The 18,527-nt window shown below is 64.8% G+C and carries 25 protein-coding genes; 19 read left to right on the forward strand and 6 right to left on the reverse strand.

The annotated features are described in order from the left end of the window. The first annotated feature begins 44 nt into the window (after window positions 1-44). The 6 genes from ilvC to AC3WS4_RS00510 all read left to right on the forward strand — a co-directional run bounded on the left by ilvC (window position 45) and on the right by AC3WS4_RS00510 (window position 5,725). Window positions 45-1,085: a ketol-acid reductoisomerase gene (gene ilvC / locus AC3WS4_RS00485; protein WP_056349800.1), complete on the forward strand. Its 1,041-nt coding sequence runs from the start codon at window positions 45-47 to the stop codon at window positions 1,083-1,085. A gap of 187 nt (window positions 1,086-1,272) precedes the next feature. After that, window positions 1,273-1,872, forward strand: coding sequence for a DUF6151 family protein (locus AC3WS4_RS00490; protein WP_492740284.1), 600 nt, complete (start codon window positions 1,273-1,275; stop codon window positions 1,870-1,872). Between the two features lie 93 nt (window positions 1,873-1,965). Continuing rightward, on the forward strand, window positions 1,966-3,102 hold the full coding sequence (locus AC3WS4_RS00495; RefSeq protein ID WP_492740282.1) for an 8-amino-7-oxononanoate synthase: 1,137 nt from the start codon (window positions 1,966-1,968) through the stop codon (window positions 3,100-3,102). After that, a complete protein-coding gene (gene bioD / locus AC3WS4_RS00500) occupies window positions 3,102-3,710 on the forward strand; it encodes a dethiobiotin synthase (RefSeq protein WP_492740281.1) in 609 nt (202 codons plus the stop codon). Before AC3WS4_RS00495 ends, bioD begins: the two co-directional genes overlap by 1 nt. 103 nt (window positions 3,711-3,813) lie before the next feature. Further along, complete coding sequence (locus tag AC3WS4_RS00505) at window positions 3,814-5,070, forward strand: adenosylmethionine--8-amino-7-oxononanoate transaminase (RefSeq protein WP_492740280.1); 1,257 nt, start codon at window positions 3,814-3,816, stop codon at window positions 5,068-5,070. Between the two features lie 223 nt (window positions 5,071-5,293). Beyond that, window positions 5,294-5,725 carry a hypothetical protein gene (locus AC3WS4_RS00510; RefSeq protein WP_492740279.1) on the forward strand — a complete coding sequence of 144 codons (432 nt, stop codon included), beginning with the start codon at window positions 5,294-5,296 and terminating at the stop codon, window positions 5,723-5,725. Here AC3WS4_RS00510 and AC3WS4_RS00515 read toward each other — a convergent pair. From AC3WS4_RS00515 to AC3WS4_RS00530, 4 genes are all read right to left on the reverse strand, one after another. After that, window positions 5,722-6,105, reverse strand: coding sequence for a TrbC/VirB2 family protein (locus AC3WS4_RS00515; RefSeq protein WP_492740278.1), 384 nt, complete (start codon window positions 6,103-6,105; stop codon window positions 5,722-5,724). The genes AC3WS4_RS00510 and AC3WS4_RS00515 overlap by 4 nt on opposite strands. A gap of 18 nt (window positions 6,106-6,123) precedes the next feature. Then, on the reverse strand, window positions 6,124-6,309 hold the full coding sequence (locus AC3WS4_RS00520; RefSeq protein WP_492742561.1) for a transposase: 186 nt from the start codon (window positions 6,307-6,309) through the stop codon (window positions 6,124-6,126). 250 nt (window positions 6,310-6,559) lie between these two features. Beyond that, entirely contained in the window at window positions 6,560-7,045 is a 486-nt protein-coding gene (locus tag AC3WS4_RS00525) for a hypothetical protein (protein ID WP_492742563.1), read from the reverse strand. Window positions 7,046-7,311: 266 nt separating this feature from the next. Further along, window positions 7,312-7,806: a transposase gene (locus AC3WS4_RS00530; RefSeq protein ID WP_492742565.1), complete on the reverse strand. Its 495-nt coding sequence runs from the start codon at window positions 7,804-7,806 to the stop codon at window positions 7,312-7,314. 790 nt (window positions 7,807-8,596) lie between these two features. Between AC3WS4_RS00530 and AC3WS4_RS00535 the strand changes: the two genes are divergently transcribed. From AC3WS4_RS00535 to AC3WS4_RS00560, 6 genes are all read left to right on the forward strand, one after another. Beyond that, entirely contained in the window at window positions 8,597-9,232 is a 636-nt protein-coding gene (locus AC3WS4_RS00535; protein WP_492740275.1) for a YceI family protein, read from the forward strand. A 68-nt stretch (window positions 9,233-9,300) separates the two neighbouring features. Continuing rightward, entirely contained in the window at window positions 9,301-9,453 is a 153-nt protein-coding gene (locus tag AC3WS4_RS00540) for a hypothetical protein (protein WP_492742567.1), read from the forward strand. Window positions 9,454-9,555: 102 nt separating this feature from the next. Next, window positions 9,556-10,044 carry a rhodanese-like domain-containing protein gene (locus AC3WS4_RS00545; protein WP_492740274.1) on the forward strand — a complete coding sequence of 163 codons (489 nt, stop codon included), beginning with the start codon at window positions 9,556-9,558 and terminating at the stop codon, window positions 10,042-10,044. Between the two features lie 86 nt (window positions 10,045-10,130). Continuing rightward, window positions 10,131-10,487 carry a hypothetical protein gene (locus tag AC3WS4_RS00550; protein ID WP_492740273.1) on the forward strand — a complete coding sequence of 119 codons (357 nt, stop codon included), beginning with the start codon at window positions 10,131-10,133 and terminating at the stop codon, window positions 10,485-10,487. Between the two features lie 250 nt (window positions 10,488-10,737). Next, window positions 10,738-12,402, forward strand: a complete 1,665-nt coding sequence (leuA, locus tag AC3WS4_RS00555; RefSeq protein ID WP_492740272.1) for a 2-isopropylmalate synthase — start codon at window positions 10,738-10,740, stop codon at window positions 12,400-12,402. A gap of 200 nt (window positions 12,403-12,602) precedes the next feature. After that, the gene (locus AC3WS4_RS00560) at window positions 12,603-13,049 is read left to right on the forward strand and encodes a hypothetical protein (RefSeq protein WP_056349771.1); all 447 of its coding nucleotides are present in this window, start codon (window positions 12,603-12,605) and stop codon (window positions 13,047-13,049) included. 161 nt (window positions 13,050-13,210) lie between these two features. Here the strand turns inward: AC3WS4_RS00560 and AC3WS4_RS00565 are convergent, their stop codons facing one another. Then, window positions 13,211-13,597 carry an endonuclease domain-containing protein gene (locus AC3WS4_RS00565; protein ID WP_492740271.1) on the reverse strand — a complete coding sequence of 129 codons (387 nt, stop codon included), beginning with the start codon at window positions 13,595-13,597 and terminating at the stop codon, window positions 13,211-13,213. 307 nt (window positions 13,598-13,904) lie between these two features. Between AC3WS4_RS00565 and AC3WS4_RS00570 the strand changes: the two genes are divergently transcribed. The 7 genes from AC3WS4_RS00570 (at window position 13,905) to AC3WS4_RS00600 (ending at window position 17,922) form a co-directional block, all read left to right on the forward strand. Next, window positions 13,905-14,690 carry a hypothetical protein gene (locus AC3WS4_RS00570; protein WP_492740270.1) on the forward strand — a complete coding sequence of 262 codons (786 nt, stop codon included), beginning with the start codon at window positions 13,905-13,907 and terminating at the stop codon, window positions 14,688-14,690. Window positions 14,691-14,715: 25 nt separating this feature from the next. Continuing rightward, entirely contained in the window at window positions 14,716-15,369 is a 654-nt protein-coding gene (locus AC3WS4_RS00575; protein ID WP_492740268.1) for a hypothetical protein, read from the forward strand. Between the two features lie 79 nt (window positions 15,370-15,448). Then, a complete protein-coding gene (locus AC3WS4_RS00580; RefSeq protein WP_492740267.1) occupies window positions 15,449-15,649 on the forward strand; it encodes a hypothetical protein in 201 nt (66 codons plus the stop codon). A 9-nt stretch (window positions 15,650-15,658) separates the two neighbouring features. Further along, window positions 15,659-16,453, forward strand: a complete 795-nt coding sequence (locus tag AC3WS4_RS00585; RefSeq protein WP_492740266.1) for a hypothetical protein — start codon at window positions 15,659-15,661, stop codon at window positions 16,451-16,453. A gap of 324 nt (window positions 16,454-16,777) precedes the next feature. After that, a complete protein-coding gene (locus tag AC3WS4_RS00590; protein WP_492740265.1) occupies window positions 16,778-17,059 on the forward strand; it encodes a hypothetical protein in 282 nt (93 codons plus the stop codon). A 25-nt stretch (window positions 17,060-17,084) separates the two neighbouring features. After that, the gene (locus AC3WS4_RS00595; protein WP_187139474.1) at window positions 17,085-17,318 is read left to right on the forward strand and encodes a hypothetical protein; all 234 of its coding nucleotides are present in this window, start codon (window positions 17,085-17,087) and stop codon (window positions 17,316-17,318) included. Window positions 17,319-17,361: 43 nt separating this feature from the next. Continuing rightward, a complete protein-coding gene (locus AC3WS4_RS00600; protein ID WP_492740264.1) occupies window positions 17,362-17,922 on the forward strand; it encodes a GNAT family N-acetyltransferase in 561 nt (186 codons plus the stop codon). Here the strand turns inward: AC3WS4_RS00600 and AC3WS4_RS00605 are convergent. Then, window positions 17,919-18,236: a hypothetical protein gene (locus tag AC3WS4_RS00605; RefSeq protein WP_492740263.1), complete on the reverse strand. Its 318-nt coding sequence runs from the start codon at window positions 18,234-18,236 to the stop codon at window positions 17,919-17,921. The genes AC3WS4_RS00600 and AC3WS4_RS00605 overlap by 4 nt on opposite strands. Between the last annotated feature and the right edge of the window lie 291 nt (window positions 18,237-18,527).

The raw sequence follows: 18,527 nt of genomic DNA on the forward strand, positions 1-18,527 counted from the left end.
TCGCGGGGATGACGAATAGATGAATATATGAAGGGACTTATCCAATGCAGGTTTATTACGATCGCGACGCCGACCAGGATCTGATCAAGAACAAGAAGGTCGCCGTCGTCGGCTACGGCAGCCAGGGCCACGCCCATGCGCAGAACATGCGCGACAGCGGCGTCAAGGAGGTCGCGATCGCGCTCCGTCCCGGTTCGGCGACCGCCAAAAAGGCCGAAGCCGCGGGCTTCAAGGTGCTGACCAACAAGGAAGCCGCCGAATGGGCGGACGTGATCATGATCGCCGCTCCTGACGAGCATCAGGCGAAAATCTACGCCGACGACATCGGCCCGAACATGAAGCCCGGCGCCGCGCTCGCCTTCGCGCACGGCCTCAACATTCACTTCGGCCTGATCGAAGCGCGCCCCGACATCGACGTCTTCATGGTCGCTCCCAAGGGCCCCGGCCACACCGTGCGCAGCGAATATCAGAAGGGCGGCGGCGTCCCCTGCCTGATCGCGGTCGCACAGGAAGCGCAGGGCGCGGGTTCGTCGGGCAACGGCTTCGCCAAGGCGCTCGCCCTCTCCTACGCCTCGGCGGTCGGCGGCGGTCGCAGCGGCATCATCGAAACCAGCTTCAAGGAAGAGTGCGAAACCGACCTCTTCGGCGAACAGGCCGTGCTCTGCGGCGGCATCACCCATCTGATCCAGGCGGGTTTCGAAACGCTCGTCGAGGCGGGCTACGCCCCCGAAATGGCCTATTTCGAATGCCTCCACGAAACCAAGCTGATCGTCGACCTCCTCTATGAAGGCGGCATCGCGAACATGCGCTACTCGATCTCGAACACCGCCGAATATGGCGACATCAAGACCGGCCCGCGCATCATCACCGCCGAGACCAAGGCCGAAATGAAGCGCGTGCTGCAGGACATCCAGTCGGGCCGCTTCGTCAAGGATTTCGTCCTCGACAACCAGGCCGGCCAGCCCGAGCTGAAGGCGAGCCGCAAGGCCGCCGCCGCGCACCCGATCGAACAGGTTGGCGGCGAACTGCGCGCGATGATGCCGTGGATCGCCAAGAACCAGCTCGTCGACAAGTCGAAGAACTGACGGAAAATCCTCCCTGTCGCGAAGCGATGGGGAGGGGGACCGTTCGCGAAGCGAATGGTGGAGGGGCCAGCGACCTCGGCGTCATCGCCCCTCCGTCAGCGCTCCGCGCTGCCACCTCCCCATCGCTCCGCGACAGGGAGGATCGCACGGCCTTCCGCATTCGCAGGCAAAGAGCTAGGACCGCGGCATGTCCTCCGACCTCGCCTTCGCCTGCCAATGCGGCACCGTTTCCGGCACCCTCCTCAACGTCGGTCCGGACCAGGGCGACCATGTCATATGCCATTGCACCGACTGCCAGGACCTGACGCGCCACCTCGGCCACGCGAACCGCGTGCTCGACGCGCACGGCGGCAGCGCGCTCTACCAGTCGCGCTGCGCAAAAATGCGCCTCGACACCGGCCGCGAGCGGCTCGCCTCTGTCCATCTGACCGACAAGCCGACGCTGCGCTGGTATGCGACCTGCTGCGGCATGCCCTTGTTCAACAGCTATGCGAACGGCAAAATCCCCTACATCACGACCCAGCTCGCCGCCTGCGACCCCGCGACGCGCGACACGCTGGCCGGCCCGCCGCGCGGCCACCTCTTCACGCACGACGGCATCGGCGACACCAGCGCGCTGCCCAGGATGAGCATGGGCCGGCTGATGCGCCGCTTCTTCCCGCGGATGATCAAGGACATGCTCTCGGGCGATCGCCGCCGCTGCGAACTGTTCGACGCCCGGACGCTCGAACCGATCGCCACGCCACACCGCCTGACCGGCGAAGAGCGGCGGGCCTTGCGCCGCTAAACTTCGTCATTGCGAGCGAAGCGAAGCAATCCAGAGCGGATTACGCGACTCTGGATTGCTTCGCTTCGCTCGCAATGACGAATGAGGATTAGGATGCCAAACGCCCCCTTCGCCGCCCACCACGCCGACCTCGCCGCACTCGCGGCGGACGACCGCCGCCGCACCCTCGTGCCGCGCGCCGGCATCGACTTCGCCTCGAACGATTATCTCGCCCTCGCCGGCTCCTACGTCCTCAACGAAGCCGTCGCGCGGGGCCTCCAGCGCGGTCTGCCCGCCGGCTCGGGCGGCTCGCGCCTGCTGCGCGGCAACCACGAAGAGCATGAAGCATTGGAGGCCCACGCCGCGCGCCACTACGGCAGCCAGGCGGCGCTCTTCTTCCCCACCGGCTTCGCCGCCAACGCCGCGCTCTTCGCGACGCTGCCGCAGCGCGGCGACCTCATCGTCCACGACGAGCTCATCCACGCCAGCGCGCACGACGGCATGAAACTCGGCCGCGCCGACCGCGCCGCCGCCGCGCACAACGACCCGCAGGGCTTCGACGACGCGATCACCGGCTGGCGCGCCAAGGGCGGCACCGGTACCCCGTGGATCGCGGTCGAAAGCCTCTATTCGATGGACGGCGACCGCGCCCCGCTGGCCGACCTCGCCGCGGTCGCCGACCGCCATGACGCGGTGCTGATCGTCGACGAAGCGCACGCCACCGGCGTCTACGGCCCCGCCGGCGCCGGCCTCGCCCACGCGCTGGCGCCGCGCGACAATCTCATCACCCTCCACACCTGCGGCAAGGCGCTCGGTTGCGAAGGCGCCCTGCTCTGCGGTCCCGCGATCGTGCGCGATTTCATCGTCAACCGCGGCCGCCCCTTCATCTTCTCGACCGCCCCTTCGCCGCTGATGGCATGGCTCGTTCGCCAGGCGCTCGAAATCGTCGCGGGCGAACCCGAACGCGCCGCGCGCCTCCACGACCTCGTTGCCCACGCCGAAACCCGCCTCGCCGCGCTCGGCCTGCCCGCCAGCGGCAGCCAGATCATTCCGGTCGTCATCGGCGACAACGCGCGCACGATGCGCATCGCCGGCGCGCTGCAGCAAGCCGGCTTCGACGTCCGCGGCATCCGCCCCCCCACCGTCCCGCACGGCACCGCCCGCCTGCGCATCGCGATCACCCTCAACGTCGGCGAGGCCGACATCGACCGGATGACCGACACCCTCGCCGCCGCGATGGCCGACGCCTGATGCCGCGCTTCGTCGTCACCGGCACCGACACCGGCATCGGCAAGACCGTCTTTGCAGCCGCGCTCGCGGGGGCGACCGGCGCCCCCTATTGGAAACCGGTACAGGCTGGCCTCGACGACGAAACCGACAGCGAGGTCGTCGCCCGCCTCGCCAACGTCGCGGTAGTGCCCGAGGCCTACCGCCTCGTCACCCCCGCCTCCCCGCACCTCGCCGCCGCGATCGACGGCGTGACCATCGACCCCGACCAGCTCACGCCTCCCGAGGGCGACCTGATCGTCGAAGGCGCCGGCGGCGCCCTCGTCCCGCTCACCCGCACCCTGCTCTACGCCGACATGTTCGCGCGCTGGCGGATCCCGGTGATTATCTGCGCGCGGACCAGCCTCGGCACGATCAACCACAGCCTGCTGACGATCGAGGCCTTGCGCGCCCGCGGCGTCCCGATCCACGGCCTCGCCTTCCTCGGCGACGCGGTCGAAGACAGCGAGGCGATCATCGCCCAGATTTCGGGCGTGCGCCGCTTAGGCCGTCTGCCGATCATCGATCCGTTGACGCCGCAAAAGCTGGCGGCGGCGTTCAGCGCGAATTTCGATCTCGCGGACTTTCAATAGATACTCGTCATCCCGGCGAAGGCCGGGATCCCGCCCTCGCATCCTTTCGCACCGGTGAGATCCCGGCCTTCGCCGGGATGGCGGACTAGTATAAGGCGCGCGAATGACCACCCCCCCTTCCCCCATCTGGCACCCCTTCACCCAGCACGGCCTCGGCGACCCGATCCCGCTGATCGCCCGCGGCGAAGGCGCGCGCCTCTACGATGCCGACGGCCGATACTGGATCGACGCCATCTCCAGCTGGTGGGTCAACACCCACGGCCACGCCCACCCGCGCATCATGGCCGCGATCCGCGCCCAGTCCGAAAGGCTCGACCAGCTCATCTTCGCCGGCTGGACCCACGAACCCGCCGAGACGCTCGCGGCCGAACTGATCCGCATCACCCCCGCCCCGCTCACCCGCGTCTTCTTCTCGGACTCGGGCTCGACCAGCGTCGAGGTCGCGCTCAAGATGGCGCTCGGCTACTGGTACAACATCGGCGAGCCGCGCAGCCGCATCCTCGTCCTCGAACACAGCTATCATGGCGACACGATCGGCACGATGTCGGTCGGCGAGCGCGGCGTCTACAACCGCGCCTGGCAGCCGCTTCTCTTCGACGTCGATACCATCCCCTTCCCCCACGAAGGCCGCGAACAGGCCACGCTCGACGCGCTCGAAGCCGCCTGCGCCCAAAAGCCCGCCGCCTTCATCGTCGAACCGCTCATCCTCGGCGCCGGCGGCATGCTGATCTATCCCGCGTGGGTGCTCGCCGAGATGCGCGCCATCTGCGCCCGCCACAAAATCCTCTTCATCGCCGACGAGGTGATGACCGGCTGGGGCCGCACCGGCACCCGCTTCGCCTGCGACCAGGCCGGCGTCATCCCCGACATCGTCTGCCTGTCGAAGGGGCTGACCGGCGGGAGCCTGCCGCTCGCGGTCACCCTCTGCATCGAACCGATTTTCGAGGCGCACTGGTCGACCGACCGCGCCAAGACCTTCTATCATTCGTCGAGCTACACCGCGAACCCGATCGCCTGCGCCGCCGCCAACGCCAACCTCGAAATCTGGCGCGACGAGCCGGTGCAGCAGCGCATCGACACCCTCGCCGACGCACAGGCCGCGCACCTCGCGATGCTCGGCCACGACCCGCGCGTCGAAAACCCCCGCCGCCTCGGCACCATCGCCGCCTTCGACATCGCCCAGCCCGACGGCGGCTATCTCTCGGCCCTCGCCCCGCGCCTGATCGCCTTCTACCGCGACCGCGGCGTCCTCCTCCGCCCGCTCGGCAACACGCTGTACGTCATGCCCACCTATTGCATCACCCCCGAAGACCTGGCGCAGGTGTGGACCAGCATCGCCGCCTCGCTCGACGCCTTGTAAAACGATCCTCCCTGTGGCGAAGCCATGGGGAGGGGGACCGCTCGCAAAGCGAGTGGTGGAGGGGCCGCGGCCTTGCGCCAACGCCTGCCGCCTTCATCAGCCGGAACCGAACCGCTATCGCCCCGATCCCGCGGGCGTGACTTGCCCGCGGGTTAGGCTTAGGTTCATCTCGCCCGCCTATCGTCGCCACAGGACGGGGACGGTTCGAGGGAATGACGCCAGAATGACCACGCCTGCCCGCCTCCTGCTCCCGCTGCTCGCCGCGCTGGCGCCGATGACGCTCGCCTTCGCCGTACCCGCGCAGGCGCAAGCGCAGGACGACAGCCTCGCCATGTCGTCGCAGCCGCCCGAAAAATTCTCCTTCCTCATCGCCTATGGCAAGGACGAATGCCCCGAGGCCCAGGGCGACGAGATCGTCGTCTGCGCGCAGGAGCCCGAGGCCGACCGCTATCGCGTGCCCAAGGAATTGCGCGAGGAACTGCGCGAAGAGGACAATGTCGGCGGCGGCAGCTGGGCGTCGAAGGTCGAGGGTTACGACGACATCGCCCGCCTCAGCCGACCGAACAGCTGCTCGGTGGTCGGCACCTACGGCTTCACCGGCTGCACCAGCGCGATGCTGCGCCAGTGGTTCGCCGAGCGCCGCTCCACGCCCTAGCGGATCAGCGAAGCGCCGGCATAAGGATCGTTGGGCTGATAGGGCGGCGGTGCGGGCACCGGTGCCGCGGGCGGCACGCTCGCCGCGAACTGCGCCCCGGAGTCGCCCCCCGCCCCCGCCCATTGCATGAACGCCCCCGCGATCGTCGGCGCGCCAAAGACGATGAAACAGCCCAGCACCACCACCGCCCCGCGCCGCACATCGATCCGCCCCGCGAGCATCGCAAAGCCGACCGCGGCGATCGCGATCGTCGCGACGCCGGTGGCGACGGGCCCGGTCGCGACCGCGGCCACCCACTGGCCCGCGGCGACAAGGGCGCTGTCCGGAGCCGGACTCATCGGGATGCTGTTTTCCTGCCGCTTGTCATGACGACGGGACATTAGCCCCGATCGCCCCGATCACATAGCGGATGATGACGCGCGGCCCGATCGAGCCGAATGCCCCGTCGCGCGCGGCCACGCGTTGATGAAGCCCGTATAGTGCCGGTGAACGTGGCGAAAAGTCTGGCGCAATCCATCCTCGTCGGACGGCACGGCGACGATGTGCACATGGTTGGGCATCAGGCAATAGGACCATATCTCCACGCTGGCCCGACGCGACGCATCCGACAGCAGGTCGAGATAAAGTTCATAGCCCCATCTTCAAAGAAGGTCCGCTCGCGCCGATTGCCGCGCTGCGTCACATGATGCGGAACGCCGGGAAGAACGAAGCGAGGAAGCCGGGCCATGACCGCATAATGCGGACGCCGCCCCACCGGCGTCAATGCCATGCGCCCTCAGATGGCGTCACAATGGATCAATTGGGGTTGTTGCACCTGTCACCGTAATTCCGCTCTCACCGCGACTCCGACGCGACAACGAACTTTGAGTTATTGTGGATCAATAATTCGCCATCCTCGCCTTTCACCTCCCAAGATTCGCCATCTTCCGGCCACCTAGGGAACGAAACTCGATCAAAAGCAACCGCCCTTACAGTGAGCCCGGCCCTTTCCCTAGCAACAACAGAAAAAACTGGATAACCGTTTCTTTTATCTTTCAGAATGCGAATGGGAAGAACAACTCTATTTATCAAACCCAGTTCTGTTAATTCACCATTTTTTTCAGAAACTATAGATAATTTACACCCCCCCGATCCACATATGTCCTCACTCATGTAATATATTACAAATATATTGAAATCTTCAACGTACTTATAACTAAATTTAATTCTATCTCTGTAATCATGCCCTCTATACTTATTTAATAAGTATTCCGAAATTTTTAATTCTATTTCAATTTTTGGAAGATGATATTTATTTTCAATGCTTTCATTGACCGTCAATTCATCGCTATTATTTATCTCTTGGCCGCAAGAGCAAATGAGGCCCGCTGAAAGTATAACAGATAGGCGAACTAAAGCCCTCCTCATGTCGGATATGGCATTCAAATGAAACATGACATTATGCCGACAACGCTTGCACCGTAATCCCCGCCGGTAGTGCCCTCATCGATCTTGCTTACATCCCCCGAAAAACTTCCGGCACCAAAATTATAAGCTGCCGCAGCCGCTTGATTCATTACGCCCGCTTGCACGAAATTAGGGTGAGATTACGGTGACAGGTGCAATAACCCCTGAATTGATTTCGGCTTCGGCCCCCGCTTTTGCGGTCGGAGGGTCAGGCCGGTTCTGGCCTCCATATGCTCCAGCCATTCAAGAGAACCGACGGGCCGGCCGATGCTTTCCGCCTTGCGCAGCGCGGCATAACTGAAGGCTTCGTCAAACGCTTCATCCAGAAAGGCCGCAAAATCGCCCACGCGCTCCAAGGCCGGCGCGACCGTGACCACGCCATCGTCGGCACCTTTGCAGAGCGCCCGCACGCTCGACCAATTCCAGTCGATCGCCCGCTTGACGAGCCGGGCACGAACGGGGTTGAGTGCGATATAGCGCAATGCCGCTACCAGATGCGCCTCATCCATCGCCACCGAACTGAACCGTCCCTGCCAGAGGTGGCCCGTGGTGCGCATGCGGGCGTTGATGAAGCCGGTATAGTGCCGGTGGACGTGGCGAAAGGTCCGGCGCAATCCATCCTCGTCGGACGGCACGGCACGGCAACGATGTGCACATGGTTGGGCATCAGGCAATAGGACCATATCTCCACGCTGGCCCGACGCGACGCATCCGACAGCAGGTCGAGATAAAGTTGATAGTCCCCATCTTCAAAGAAGGTCCGCTCGCGCCGATTGCCGCGCTGCGTGATATGATGCGGAACGCCGGGAAGAACGAAGCGAGGAAGCCGGGCCATGACCGCATAATGCGGACGACGCCCCACCGGCGTCAATGCCATGCGCCCTCAGATGGCGTCACAATGGATCAATTGGGGATTGTTGCACCTGTCACCGTAATTCCGGGGATTGTTGCACCTGTCACCGTAATTCCCGTAATTCACCGTAATTCTGTCACCGTAATTCACGCTCATGATCCGCAGGTTGGCTCGATCAGCGAGAGTTTCGAAACCGACTCTTAGCATCATAACTGTAGGTGATCGTCTCGGTCGCCGAAGCCGACACGGAAAGAAGCGGCAGCGCAGCAAAAACCAAAGCGAAACTGCGATATTTATAGACCCCCATCAAATTCGCTCCCGGACGAATCAAACAATGTTCTGCACCGGCTATGCTGCCCCGGTGTCTTGACACCCGTCAATCTGTTCTTTTTGAAAATTCATATCTTTTCTGTTCAATAGCTTGCCAGCCACGCGCATTTGTCGAACCTGGCCATCGGCATGGCATCGGCATCGTCTTCGACCTGCCCCGGAAACGCTGCGTTTCCGCCGCACCGATTGACGCCGCCCCTGCCGCTGGCCTAGCCTGAGCCTCCCCACACAGGAGCTTCCTCATGCGTTACGCCCTCCCCCTCGCCGCCATCGCCGCGATCATCGCGGTTCCCGTCATCGCGCAGCAGAGCGGCCCGCCGGGCGCGCCCGACAAGGCGCGCGTCACCGCGGGCACCTATGCCGCCGACCCCGGCCACACGATGGTCGTGTGGGAAGTCGATCATTTCGGCTTCAGCAAATATTCGGGCCTCTTCGGCGACGTCACCGGCACTTTGGTGCTCGATCCCGCCAATCCCACGGCGTCGAAGGTCGAGGTGACGATCCCCGTCGCCAAGGTCACCACCGCCAGCGCCGGCCTCACCGGCCACCTGCTGCGCGCGGGCAAGGACGGCGGCAAGCCCGACTTCTTCGGCGCCGCCCCCGCCGACGCCAAATTCGTCTCGACCCGCGTCGTCCTCGACGACGACGGCGACGAGGCCAAGGTCACCGGCAACCTCACCCTCAACGGCGTCACCAAACCCGTGACCCTCGACGTCGATTTCCACGGCGCCGGCACCAACCCGTACAACAAGAAGGCGACCGTCGGCTTCAATGCCGAGGCGACGATCAAGCGCAGCGACTTCGGCATCGCCTTCGGCATCCCCGCGGTCAGCGATACGGTCGACCTCGAAATCCACGCGGCGTTCGAGAAACAGTAAGCGGAGCACAGGTGCAACGAAGCGGCGGACGCGTTGGACGGCCTTTTGGCCATCTGACCATCGAACAATTGGAAGCAACCGTCCGATCTGGCGCGGGCGAGGGTACCGAGTTGCTGAGCGTGCTCGGCGAACTCGGCTACCGCAAGACGCCCCGCGCATTGGAACTGAAATCGTTGGTCCAGCGGCTTCTGCGTGCACTCGAGAGCGATCGCCCCGACTGAAAACACACGATCCCGGGCCGCGCCGCCGCGGTCCGGGACGCGTCATTCATCGCCCATCCAGCCCCTCGCGCATAAGCTTCCCGCATCCAAGGGAGGATCCTCATGCGCAAAACCCTGCTGCTCGCCGCCATTCTCGCCGCCACGCCCGCGCTGGCGCAGACCAATCCGCTGATCGACTATCCCGGCTTCCAGGCGCTCACCGCCGAAGTCGGGCCGCAGCGCGCCGAACGCCTGCTCCCCATCGCGCAGTTCAAGGCCGAGGCCGCGAAGCCCGAGGTCCTGCTCCTCGACGCCCGCTCGAAAGACGCCTTCGCGCGCGGCCATATCGCGGGCGCGGTCAACCTGCCCTTCACCGATTTCACCGCCGACAGCCTCGCCGCGGTCGTCGGCGCCAATCCGGACCGCCCCATCCTCATCTATTGCAACAATAATTTCGCGAACGACCGCGCCCCGGTGCCGACCAAGGCGCGCCCGCTGGCGCTCAATATCCAGACCTTCATCAACCTCGTCGGCTATGGCTATGCCAATGTCTGGGAACTCGGCGACGTCGTCGACTTCGACGATCCCGCGGTCGGCTGGGTGAAGGGCTAGCTCCACCCCCCAATCTGTCACACGCGCCCGCTATGCCCGGACGCGGGGCCATCCCCGCCCCGCCCATTGCGCAAGGAGCGTATGTGATGAGCGAACTGGTACGCGAAATCGTCGAAGTGAACGCCTTCATCGAAGGCGATGAGGACAATCCGCTGCTCACCGTCGAGGCCGAGGGTCTGGCCGCGACGACCGGCTGGACCGCCGTCCGGCTCGACGCGCATGTCTATATCACCCCGCCCGAGGACGGCTATCAGGACTTCGACCTCGTCGGCGACCGTCCGGCGGAAGCATCCGCCGACGCCCTGACCCCGGTCGAGGCCGCATGGGAAGGCCCGCTCGACGACTGGGTCGTCGGCGTCCGCGTCCACGCCATCGACAATCTGGTCGAGGACGAGATTTTCGAATTCGAGGAAGAGGATGACGCCGACAGCGAGGCCGCCTGACGCCCGCCGCCGCCGCATCCCCCCTGCGCCGGACCGCGAACGCCGTATCGCGGTCCGGCGACATTTTGCGCCCCTCCCCCTTGCCAAGCGCGACATTTTGCATCATTGGGTCGCCCATGCGCGGCAACGCCCTCCTTCTTCTGCGACTTACACGCCCTTGGGCGTGACGATGACGCTGCGCCCAAGGTGGCGCGCGACCGCCCAAGGGTAATTCGACACCAACTCCCTTCTCGCAGAAGAACCCAGACCCATGACCATGCTCCGCGACCCTTCGGTCAAATATACCGCTTTCCCGCAGGTTCCCCTGGCGACCCGCGACTGGCCCAGCCGCGTCACCACCAAAGCGCCGATCTGGCTGTCGACCGACATGCGCGACGGCAATCAGGCGCTGATCGACCCGATGGATGCCGAAAAGAAAGCGCGTTTCTTCGACCTGCTCGTTCGCGTCGGCCTCAAGGAAATCGAGGTCGGCTTCCCCAGCGCCGGCGCCACCGAGTTCGACTTCATCTCGGGCCTCGTCCGGGGTGGCCGCATCCCCGACGACGTCACCCCGCAGGTGCTGACGCAAAGCCGCGCCGACCTCATCCGCACCAGCTTCGACAGCCTCGCCGGCGCCAAGACCGCGATCGTCCATGTCTATAATGCGGTCAGCCCCGCCTGGCGCCAGATCGTCTTCGGTTTGGAAATGCCCGAGATCAAACAAATCGCGATCGAAGGCGCCAAGCAGCTGCGCGACAACGCCGCGCGCCTGCCGCAGACCAACTGGCGCTTCGAGTACAGCCCCGAGACCTTCTCGACCGCCGAGCTCGATTTCAGCCTCGAATGCTGCGCCGCGGTGATGGACATCCTCCAGCCGACCGCCGAAAACCCGATCATCCTCAACCTGCCCGCGACGGTCGAGGCGGCGACCCCCAATATCTACGCCGACCAGATCGAATATTTCGCCAAGAACCTGCCGAACCGCGACCGCGCGCTGATCAGCCTGCACACCCACAACGACCGCGGCACCGGCGTCGCGGCGGCCGAGCTCGGCCTGCTCGCGGGCGCCGACCGCGTCGAGGGCTGCCTGTTCGGCAATGGCGAGCGCACCGGCAACTCGTGCCTCGTCACCATCGCGCTCAACATGTACACGCAGGGCATCGACCCCGAACTCGACTTCTCGAACATCGACGAGGTCATCGCGACGGTCGAATATTGCAACCAGCTCCCCGTCCACCCGCGCCACCCCTATGGCGGCGAACTCGTCTACACCGCCTTTTCGGGCAGCCATCAGGACGCGATCAAGAAGGGCTTCGCCGCGCGCGAACGCCAGAATGACGAACGCTGGCACGTCCCCTATCTGCCCATCGACCCCGCCGATTTGGGCCGCAGCTATGAAGCGGTGATCCGCGTCAACAGCCAGTCGGGCAAGGGCGGCGTCGCCTGGGTGCTCGAACAGGACAAGGGTCTCAAGCTCCCCAAGAAGATGCAGGCAAGTTTCAGCCACATCGTCCAGGCGCTCGCCGACGAGACGAGCCGCGAACTCGGCGCCGAGGACATCTGGGGCGCCTTCGAAACCGCCTATCTCAAGGTCGAAAACAAGCGCTTCCAGCTCGTCGACTGGTCCGAGAGCCATGCCGGAACCGACCGCATCTTCGCCGGCAAGCTGATGATCGAAGGCACCCCCCGCACCGTCAGCGGCCGCGGCAACGGCCTGATGTCGAGCGTCATCGCGGCGCTGGCTGAGTCAGGCGGCCCGATCATGGACATCGTCGATTACAGCGAACACGCGATCGGCCAGGGCAGCGGCGTACAGGCCGCGGCCTATGTCGAATGCCGCACCGCCGACGGGCGCAGCCTGTTCGGCTGCGGGCTCGACACCGACGTCGCGACGGCGAGCGTTAGGGCGATCTTGTCGGCCGCCAACGGCGCGTAACCCGAGAGGTCGCTGCCCCTCCACCACTGCGTGGTCCCCCTCCCCATGCCTCCGGCCCAGGGAGGATTTGGGCACGCCAATCCTCCCTGTCGCGAAGCGATGGGGAGGGGGACCGCCCGAAGGGTGGTGGAGGGGCACCCGCGCCTTAAGCAATTGAAAAGCACGCCATGCGATCTTCCGCTCTCCGGGGGAGAATTGCCATGCGCCAATGCACCATCGTCATCCTGATCGCAGCGGGCCTTGCCCTGACCGGTTGCGCCAAGCCGTGGGAACCCGAACGCGGCCCCGGGCCGCTCAAATTTGTGGACGCCTGCCCCGGCCGCAAAGCGCCCGTCGTCGCCGACTTCGGTCCGCAAGGTGTCACCGCCGCCTATCATTTCGTCGTGACGGGCGCGTCGGAAAAGGAGATCGCCGCCCTGATCGACCGCGCCGAAAAGGCCGGGCTGGAGGTCCATCTCGCCTCGCTGACGATCGTCATGAACGGCACCGACGCGCTGTTCGCCAGCAGCAAGGCGCCGCTGCTCGACCAGCCCGCGGTCGACGCCGAATTCGCGGCGATCTGCGCGATCAAGGTCCGGAGCACCCACCTGACCAACGTCCAGTACAACCGCGTGGGTATCGAGGATCAGTGGATCCGGATTCGCTGAGCGAAGCACCCGGCCCCTCTACCGCCTCGAGGCCCGCTCCCTTTCGCTTCGCGACAGGGAGGATTTGGCGCCGTCCTCAAAAATCCTCCCTGTGCCGAAGGCATGGGGAGGGGGACCGCCGCGAAGCGGTGGTGGAGGGGCGATAGCGCCGCCCCGTCGCCTCAACGCGACGTCACCAGCGCAACCACCCCCGCCACAACCCCATCCACGTCGCGCAACACATCCGCCGCCGCAACCCGAACCACAACAAACCCCTGCCCGCGCAACCAGTCGTCGCGCACCGCATCGCGCGCCACCCGAAAATCATGCGCCAACCCATCCACCTCAACGATCATCCGCCCCTCGGGCGCATAAAAATCCGCCACATAGACCCCCACCGGATGCTGCCGCCGAAACTTCACCCCACCCGGCCGCCCCCGCAACCGCTGCCACAACAAAACCTCGGGCGGCGACATAACCCGCCGCAACCCCCGCGCCGTCTTGACGGTAGCCTTGGAAGTCTGCCGCAACACGTCCTCCCACAAATCCTCCCTGTGGCCGAAGGCCATGGGGAGGTGGCAGCGCGAAGCGCTGACGGAGGGGCAATGCCGCAACGTCGCCGCCCCTCCACCAACGCCTGCGGCGTCGGTCCCCCTCCCCATGCCTACGGCACAGGGAGGAAGTCAGAAACCCAAATCCGCGCCACCCCGGACCAAACAAATCCTCCCTGTCGCGAAGCGATGGGGAGGGGGACCGCTCGCGAAGCGAGTGGTGGAGGGGCGATGCGACCGCGCAACAATCACCCAACATTAGCTGGACTGAATTTACTTGTCGTCCTAGCCTCCCAATTCTGCACGTCGGAGTTGGGAGGGAACTATGTCGGTCGCAGTAAAAATCCCGAAGAAGGTTCAAGACCGTCTTCTGGCAGGTATCAAGAAGTATCAGCCGATCGTTCGCAAGCTTGTCGCTCGCGATATTTCAGAGGCGGACACCGTCACTGTCATCAAGGACATGCTCAACGACATATTCGGCTACGACAAATATGCCGAGGTAACGAGCGAGCAACAGATCAGGGGCACCTTCTGCGATCTCGCCATCAAGATCGAAGGCAAAATCCAGTATCTGTGCGAAGTGAAATCAGCAGGCACGACGCTGAACGACAACCACCTTCGACAAGCTGTCAACTACGGCGCCCACCAAGGCATCGAATGGGTCATCCTGTCGAACGCCATCGTCTGGAAAATCTATCGGATCAAATTCGCCCAGCCCATCGAATGGGAAGAAGTGCTGTGTTTCGATTTCTCGCAGATCACCAGATCGGCCGACGACATCGCCAAGCTGTTCATGCTGTGCCGCGAGAGTATCAACAGCGAAACGCTCGACGCGTTTCACCGGCAGGCTCAGATCGTAAATCGTTACGTCATTGCTGCGACATTGCTCTCCGACGCCGTAATCGGCTCGATCAGGAAAGAGTTTCGGCGAATTTTTGACGGTTTAAAGGTCACTGATGCCGATCTCCGGGTGATCTTGGCCAACGAAGTCATCAAACGCGATGCGCTAGATGGCGACGGCGCAACGGCAGCCAAAAATGTGATTAAGAAGGCTGAAAGCACGCAGCGTCGACGCGCCGCGAAAGCGGCAAAATCTATGACAACGGATTGATGCAGCAGTCGGCAAGGATGGTCGGATGAACGAGTTTTGGGCTGCCATTGCAGGCGCTATTGTCGGCTCCATTTCGAGCGGCGGTGTGACTTGGTTCTTGCAGCGAGGGCAACTTCAGCAGCAAAGCTCCGAACGAAATGAGGGCCTAGCACGCTCCCTTCTATTCAAAGTCATTAAAATACATTCCGACCTATACAATCTTCGTGATCTAATTTTGGAATGCAAAAATAATGCAAAAGACCGAGGATTGCCGATAGGCTGGCAATCAATCCAGCCCCCGTCAAGCCTTCCTGCAAATATTACATTTGAAGCTGATGAAATGGGGTTTTTCTTGTCTTTAAAGAAGGATGATCTTTTCAACAGACTCATGTCCCTAGACAACACTCACTCGTCAATTCTAGAAAATTTTTCCTTATACTCTCAGAGACGAATGGCGCTGACCGACATGCTACCGGCTGTTATGCAGGGAACGATCGGCGAAGCGGTGTTGAACGACCAGCAATTGGCAATGGTTGCCCCCCGCGCCGCTGAGCTAAGCCAATTGATCGAGGACATCGATGGCCAGCTCGAGAAGTACGTCCCTCAGGCCAAATCCACGCTAGTTGGAGTAAACCAAGCGATTGGCGACACCATTGGACGCGGGATAGATATTCGGTTTGACGACGATATCGCGCACTAACGCCGAGTAAAAATACCTTTCCTAAAAAACACCTATATGGTTCATTCTATCAGTTTCACCTAACCAAAGGAGCGACTCGATGGAAAACCTTGCCCACGAACCCGCCGACATCCCCGCCCCCGCCAGCTACCACTGGACGCCCGGGCTCCAACGCGACTTTCTCGAACATGTCGCCACCACCGGAACGGTGACGATCTCGGCGGCGCGCGTCGGCATGTCGCCCGCCGCCGCCTACCAGCTCAAGCAGCGGCCCGCGGGCGCGGCGTTCCGGCTCGGCTGAGCGGCGGCGGTGCTGATCGCGCGGGGACGGCTCGCCGACGAACTGCTCGACCGCGCGATCTGGGGGCATGAGGAGACGACCACCATCATGCGCGAAGAGGACCGCAGCTTCGTCAAGCGCCGCCGCACCGACGCACGCCTCGGCCTCGCGATGCTCGCGCGGCTCGACCGCATGATCGAAACCCGCGCCCGCGCCGGCGAGGAGATGCTGGCGCAGGTCATCGCCGGCGACTGGACGGGCTTCCTGACGCTGTTCGACGCCGCCGAGGCCGCGCGCACCGCCGCTCCCGCCGGGGACGCGTCCGAAACCGCCCCTGACAGCGCCGGCGCCGCCCGGCCGGAGGGCATGGCCGCCGCCCTCGCGCTCTGGCTCGCCGGGCGCGACAACCGGACCAACCCGCTCGCGGCGCTGTGGCGCGGCAGTGCGATCGCGGATGAAGTTGCGCTATTTTCCGACGATTTCGACGACGACATCGACGTCGAACAAACCCCCGAGGAGGAGGCTGCGGAGATGACCGTCTGGCACGACGACGAACGCGGCGAATGGCGCACCAACTTCCCGCCGCCCGAAGACTTTCTCGGTATCGAGGAAGGCCAGTTCGGCGATGAGACCTATGAGCGCACCCTCGACACCGACGAAGAGGAGGCAATGGAAGCCGCGCGCGCCGCCGAAACCGCCCCGCTGCGCACCGCCGGCGAAGCCGCCCGCCGCGCCTTCTTCGGCCTGCCGGTGCCCGCCAACGACACGGAAAAGAAGGACGAACAGGATGTTTCGCGCAAAGACGCGAAGACGCGAAAGCGTTGAGACCTGAAGGGCGGTGTTCGGGCGATGGCGGACGCAAATATCCTCCCTGTGGCGAAGCCATGGGGAGGGGGACCGCGCCCAAAGGGCGTGGTGGAGGGGCCGAAAACTTGCACGACGCCCGAAGGCGTCGGCCCCTCCGTCAGCGGCTTTGCCGCTGCCACCTCCCCATCGCTGCGCGACAGGGAGGATTTAGGGACCGCCCGCCCCGCACCTTACAATCGCGCCCCCGCATCCCCATATCTCTTCCATCGCGGCACGCCTTTCCGTAAGCCGCCGCGACTGAGAGACAGGCGTGCGCTCCCGCTTACCGACAGGAGCCGTCCCATGGACCAGCCACCCGCCAGCCCCGCCGTCACGCGCCGCACCAACAGTCCGTTCCGCAAGCGCGGCACCCCGCTGCCGTCCGCCGACGCACGGCGCCAGGGCGACATCAGCCAGCTCGCCTATCTCCAGATGGGCGGGCGCGATCCCGCCATCGCCTTCCTCAACACCGATCATGACGCGCTCGGCGGCCGCCCGCTCGCGATCGCCACCGCCAGCGCCGAGGGTTATGCCCGCGTCGCCGGGGTCATCCGCGCCTGGACCGCACCGGCGGACGCGGCATGAGCCGCGCGATGCCAGGGAACGCGGCATGAGCCGCGCCATGAACGTCACCCTCGACGAAGCCGGGGTCACCGACATGTGCCGCACCGCGGGCGTCGCGATCAGCGCGATCGAGCCGCTGCCGAACGGCGGCACCCGCCTCGTCTGCGTCTCGCCCGACGGCGCCGACCAGATGCGGCGCAAGCTCAAGAAACATCTGATCGACGGCGAGGTCGCGCGCCACCGCTTCTACCGCGCCCCCGGCGCACCCGGCGGCTATTGACCGCGCGGTTGACGCAGGCGCGGCGGGCGCGGCATGGCGGGCCATGTTCACCCACCGCCCCTTTACCAGCCGTCTGGCCACCCCCGCCGACCTCGATGCTCTCCGCACCGTCATGGCCCTCGCCATCGCCGAACTGCAAAAGGGCTTCCTCACCCCCGACCAGATCGCCGCCAGCAACGCGGTGATGGGCCTCGATACCCAGTTGATTGCCGACGCGACCTATTTCGTCATCGAGGATGCCGACGGCGCGATCGCCGGCTGCGGCGGCTGGTCGCGGCGCGCCACCCTCTATGGCGGCGACCACAGCAAGGATCTGCGCGACCCCGCGCTGCTCGATCCGCGCGTCGACGCCGCGCGCATCCGCGCCATGTACACCCACCCCGATTTCGCAAGGCGGGGCGTCGGCCGGCTGGTCATGGCGCTCTGCGAAGACGCCGCCCGCGCCGCCGGCTTTGCCCGTGCCGAAATGATGGCGACCTTGTCGGGTGAACCGCTCTACCGCGCTTGCGGCTATACCCCGATCGAGCATGTCGCGGCGCCGGGGCCCGATGGGGTCACCGTACCGCTGATCCGCATGGGCAAGCCGCTCCGACCGGCGCGCTAATCCGCGACCCAATAAGCGGCGGCGCCATCGGGCTCGCCGCCGCGGCGGCAGACGATCTCGCCGTCCAGCGACAGCTCGGCCCAGCCGCCGATCGGCTCAAGCTCCATCATCGCCAGCGCCGCCGCCACATCGGGCGCCTCGAACGCGACACGCTTTTCCATCCCGAACCACCGGTCCTCATAGCGCAGCACATAGGTCGTCGCCGCGCTCGCTTCGACGGGCGGCGGCGCGGCATCGGGAGCCTGGGCGGCGGGACGCGGCAGGCAGTCGCAGCCGCCGTCGCGGCCTTTCGGATTTTGCTGGGGGAGCTTCAAGGGGGCAAAACCTTCGTGGGGGGATCGAAGGGGCGGCATGCGCGACGGGTCGCACGCACCACCGGGCGGACAGGATCAAACGGCTATGGCATCTCCACTGGGGGCCGGTCGCGGCGCGCGCAGGCGCGGCGATGCCCTTGAAAATCTATGCTATTCCATCGCCGTAAAAGGGAAGCATTCTATGCTTCATCGACGGGTGGCCCCTCCGGATCGACCAACGACCGGCATCGGTCGGGTGGGGGCTGTCGTTTCCGGATCGGGAGCATCGGGCATTTTCTCTGGTTCAGGCGG

The sequence above is a fragment of the Sphingopyxis sp. EU05-FHT14B03 genome (assembly GCF_058790875.1).